Here is a 3,764-nt window from a genome sequence, read left to right on the forward strand (position 1 = left end):
GTGCCCGGGAGGACGCGCGGGCCGGGGCTCCCGCGGGCGCGCTGGCCTTCGGCGAACTGGAGATCGACACCGTGGGCATGGAGGTGCGGCGGGCCGGGGCGCCGGTGGCCCTGACACCGACCGAGATGCGGCTGCTGCTGGAGTTCTCCTCGGCGCCGGGCACCGTCCTCTCCCGCGACCGGCTGCTCGAACGGGTGTGGGAGTACGGGTGGGGCGGCGACACCCGCGTCGTCGACGTCCACGTGCAGCGGCTGCGCGGGAAGATCGGCCAGGACCGCATCGAGACGGTCCGCGGCTTCGGCTACAAACTGAAGGCCTGAGCACGGACATGCGGCGGTACTTCGGGCGCCCGGCGGGCGCGGGCACACGAGGGGACTTCGGGGCGCCGGCGGGCACGGGCGCCCGGAAGGACCCCGGGCCGCCGGCGGGTTCCGGCGCGCGGGGCGGGTTCGGCCGGCTGGTGGGCGCGGGACTCGAACGGGCGGGCGTGCTCACCGGGCTGAGGTGGAAGCTCAGCGCCGCCATCGCCCTGGTCGGCGCGCTGGTGGCGGTCGCGCTGAGCCTGGTCGTGCACAACGCGGCCCGGGTGTCGATGCTGGACAACGCGCGCGACCTCGCCGACGAACGCATCATGATCGCCCAGCGCACCTACGAGCTGTCGGGGCGGCTGAACTTCCCCAACACCAAGGTCGACGACCCCGACCTGCCGGCGGAGCTGCGGGCGAAGGTCGAGGAGGGCAGGCGGGCGACCTACGTCGCGAACCGGCCGGGCGGGTCACCGGACATCTGGGCGGCCGTACCGCTGAAGAACGGCCATGTCATGTCCCTGCACTCAGGCTTCACGGATCGCAGCTCGAACATCCTCAAGGACCTCGACCGGGCCCTGGTGATCGGTTCCATCGCCGTCGTCCTGGGCGGCAGCGCGCTCGGGGTGCTGATCGGCGGGCACCTGTCCCGCCGGCTACGCAAGGCGGCGATCGCGGCCAACCGGGTCGCCAAGGGGGAGACGGAGGTCCGGGTGCGGGAGGCCATCGGCGGGGTCGTCCGGGACGAGACCGACGACCTGGCCTGCGCGGTGGACGCGATGGCGGACGCGCTGCGCCAGCGGCTGGAGGCCGAACGCCGGGTCACCGCCGACATCGCGCACGAACTGCGCACCCCGGTCACCGGGCTGCTGACCGCCGCCGAACTGCTGCCGCCGGGCCGGCCGACCGAGCTGGTGCTGGACCGGGCGAAGGCCATGCGCACCCTGGTCGAGGACGTCCTGGAGGTGGCCCGGCTGGACGGTGCCTCGGAGCGGGCCGAGCTGCAGGACATCCTGCTGGGCGAGTTCGTCGCCCGGCGGGTCGCGGCGAAGGATCCGAACGTCACGGTGCGCGTGATGCGCGAGTCGGAGGTGACCACCGATCCGCGGCGCCTGGAGCGCGTGCTGTTCAACCTGCTGGCCAACGCCGCCCGGCACGGCAGGCCGCCCGTCGAGGTCTCCGTCGAGGGGCGGGTCGTCCGGGTGCGCGACCACGGGCCCGGCTTCCCCGCGGACCTGCTCGCCGAGGGACCCAGCCGGTTCCGCACCGGCAGCGCGGACCGGGCCGGACGGGGGCACGGTCTGGGCCTGACCATCGCGGCCGGGCAGGCCCGGGTCCTGGGCGCGCGGCTGACCTTCCGCACCGTGCGGCCGGCCGGGGCGTCCGAGGACGCGCCGGCCGAGGGCGCGGTCGCCGTGCTGTGGCTGCCGGAGCACGCGCCGACGAGTACGGGGAGTCATCCGATGCTGCCGTAGGGCGGCGGGCCGGGGAGGCCCGGGGCCGGGGTGTTCCTCCGGACCGGGGTCCTCAGAACTGCAGGCCCTTGCCGCGGAGGAACTTGACCGGGTCGATCGCGGAGCCGTAGTGGGCGCCGGTACGGATCTCGAAGTGCAGGTGGGGACCGCTGGAGTTGCCGGTGTTCCCGGACAGGGCGATCTTCTGGCCGGTCTTGACGACCTGGCCGGGCTGCACGTTCACCTGGGAGAGGTGGGCGTACTGGGAGTACGCCCCGTTGCCGTGGCTGATGACCACGGCGTTGCCGTAGGCCGGACCGTCGCCGGCGCCGTTGCCGCCCGCCTTGACGACCGTGCCGCCGTGCGTGGCCACGACCTTGGTGCCGTTCGGCACCGCGAAGTCCTGACCGCTGTGGGCGGACTGCCACATGCCGCCGGCCTGGGCGTAGGTCGCGGAGACCGTGTAGTTCTTCACCGGGTCGACCCAGGACGCCTTCTTCTCGGCGGACCGGGCCGGCTTCGCGGCCTTCTTCACCTCGGCGGCCTTCTTCACCTCGGTGGACTTCCGCGCCTCGGCGGCCTTGGTCTTCGCTGCCTTGGTCTTCGCTGCCTTGGCCTGGGCGTCCGCCTGGGTCTGCACGGCCTCGGCGGTGGTGCTGGTGCTGCGGGCGGCCGTGGTGTCGGCGGCGGCCGCGATCCCGGCTCCCACGACGGCCGTGACCCCCATGCCGGCGGCCAGAACGGCCGCACGGGTACGGAGGTGGGACGTGAGGAAGGAACGGGGCGTGACGCGCTGGGACATCGAAACCTCGTAAGGGAGGGGGCAGAGGAAAGCCACCGGGCGAACTGGTCCCCGCCGCAGTGGCCATCCCTTGGTAACCCCTCCGCCCACAAAGCCACAAAAAGGGGCATCTACGACGCAAGGCCGTACTTACGGAGTGAGATGGACGTCTCTTGACACCGGCCCCACACCGGGCGAAAGCCGTATTTAAAGCTGATCGATCAGCGCTTCACGTTAAATGTCCGTTTTGCGGTCGAGTGCTTCACTACTATTCCGGCTCGTAACGGACAAAACGGCTGTGCAGCATGTCACCGGGGGGTGGGTTCGGACATTCCGAGAATGTGGCGTGCGCCTCTCTGGCCGCCCACCGCGCGGCAACCCTACGGTTCACCTCGCGTCACCCTCGAAGACGAACATGCACACGACACATCGGCAGCGTCACGAGCCCGAGAGGACCCCCCCGCCCCATGAGAAGCCGACGCCCCTGGCTGCGCCGCGCATCGGTCACCGCCGTCTCCGCCACGGCCCTGGTGGCCCTGGCCGTCCCCGCCCACGCGGCGACCGTCCCCGGCACCTCCGCACCGGCCACGACGAGCACGACGGCCACCGCGCTCACGACGGCCGCGGCAGCCACGACGGCCGGCACGACGGCCACGGCCGCCGCGGCGGCGGCCGTCGACTACGACACCTGGCAGCGGGACTGCCGGGCGGTCATGGACCGGGCCCTGCCCCAGCTGACGCAGCGGATCGCGAACCCGCGGCCGGGCGAGAAGCAGGCGATCGTCCTCGACATCGACAACACCGCACTGGAGTCCGACTTCGGGTTCAGCTTCCCGGCACCGGCCAATGAGCCGGTCCTGGAGGTCGCTCAGTACGCCCAGGAGCGGGGGGTCTCGGTGTTCTTCGTGACCGCCCGGCCGGGCATCGTCGGAGCCTTCACCGAGTACAACCTCGACCACGCCGGCTACGAGTCCGCCGGGCTGTACGTCCGCGGCTTCCTCGACCTGTTCCGGAACGTGGCCGAGTACAAGACGGCCCAGCGCGCCGACATCGAAGCGAAGGGCTACACGATCATCGCCAACATCGGCAACAACACCACCGACCTGTCGGGCGGGCGCGCCGAGAGGACCTACAAGCTGCCGGACTACGACGGCCGGCTCTCCTGACCCGGTCCCGGACGGCCGGAAGGGGCCGGTGCCCTTGCGGGCACCGGCCCCTTCCGGC

The 3,764-nt window shown here is 72.3% G+C and carries 4 protein-coding genes; 3 read left to right on the forward strand and 1 reads right to left on the reverse strand.

What is annotated here, in order from left to right; genetic code table 11:
- Both AOK18_RS22950 and cseC read left to right on the forward strand, forming a co-directional pair.
- The coding region (locus tag AOK18_RS22950; protein WP_167738730.1) for a winged helix-turn-helix domain-containing protein at window positions 1–320 on the forward strand (320 nt) is incomplete at its 5' end.
- The gene (gene cseC, locus AOK18_RS22955) at window positions 209–1,780 is read left to right on the forward strand and encodes a two-component system sensor histidine kinase CseC (protein ID WP_420865637.1); all 1,572 of its coding nucleotides are present in this window, start codon (window positions 209–211) and stop codon (window positions 1,778–1,780) included. The genes AOK18_RS22950 and cseC, both read left to right, overlap by 112 nt.
- 52 nt (window positions 1,781–1,832) lie before the next feature.
- Here the strand turns inward: cseC and AOK18_RS22960 are convergent, their stop codons facing one another.
- A complete protein-coding gene (locus AOK18_RS22960; RefSeq protein ID WP_055571227.1) occupies window positions 1,833–2,561 on the reverse strand; it encodes a M23 family metallopeptidase in 729 nt (242 codons plus the stop codon).
- Between the two features lie 446 nt (window positions 2,562–3,007).
- Here AOK18_RS22960 and AOK18_RS22965 point away from each other — a divergent pair, with 446 nt between their 5' ends.
- The gene (locus AOK18_RS22965; protein WP_055695564.1) at window positions 3,008–3,706 is read left to right on the forward strand and encodes an HAD family acid phosphatase; all 699 of its coding nucleotides are present in this window, start codon (window positions 3,008–3,010) and stop codon (window positions 3,704–3,706) included.
- Window positions 3,707–3,764 lie beyond the last annotated feature (58 nt).

This window comes from Streptomyces prasinopilosus, from assembly GCF_001419695.1.
In the GTDB taxonomy this organism is placed as follows: domain Bacteria; phylum Actinomycetota; class Actinomycetes; order Streptomycetales; family Streptomycetaceae; genus Streptomyces; species Streptomyces prasinopilosus.

Coding starts and splice junctions, on each gene's coding strand:
- AOK18_RS22960 (WP_055571227.1), bottom strand. CDS start 2,561: ATGTCCCAGCGCGTCACGCCCCGTTCCTTCCTCACGTCCCACCTCCGT.
- AOK18_RS22965 (WP_055695564.1), top strand. CDS start 3,008: ATGAGAAGCCGACGCCCCTGGCTGCGCCGCGCATCGGTCACCGCCGTC.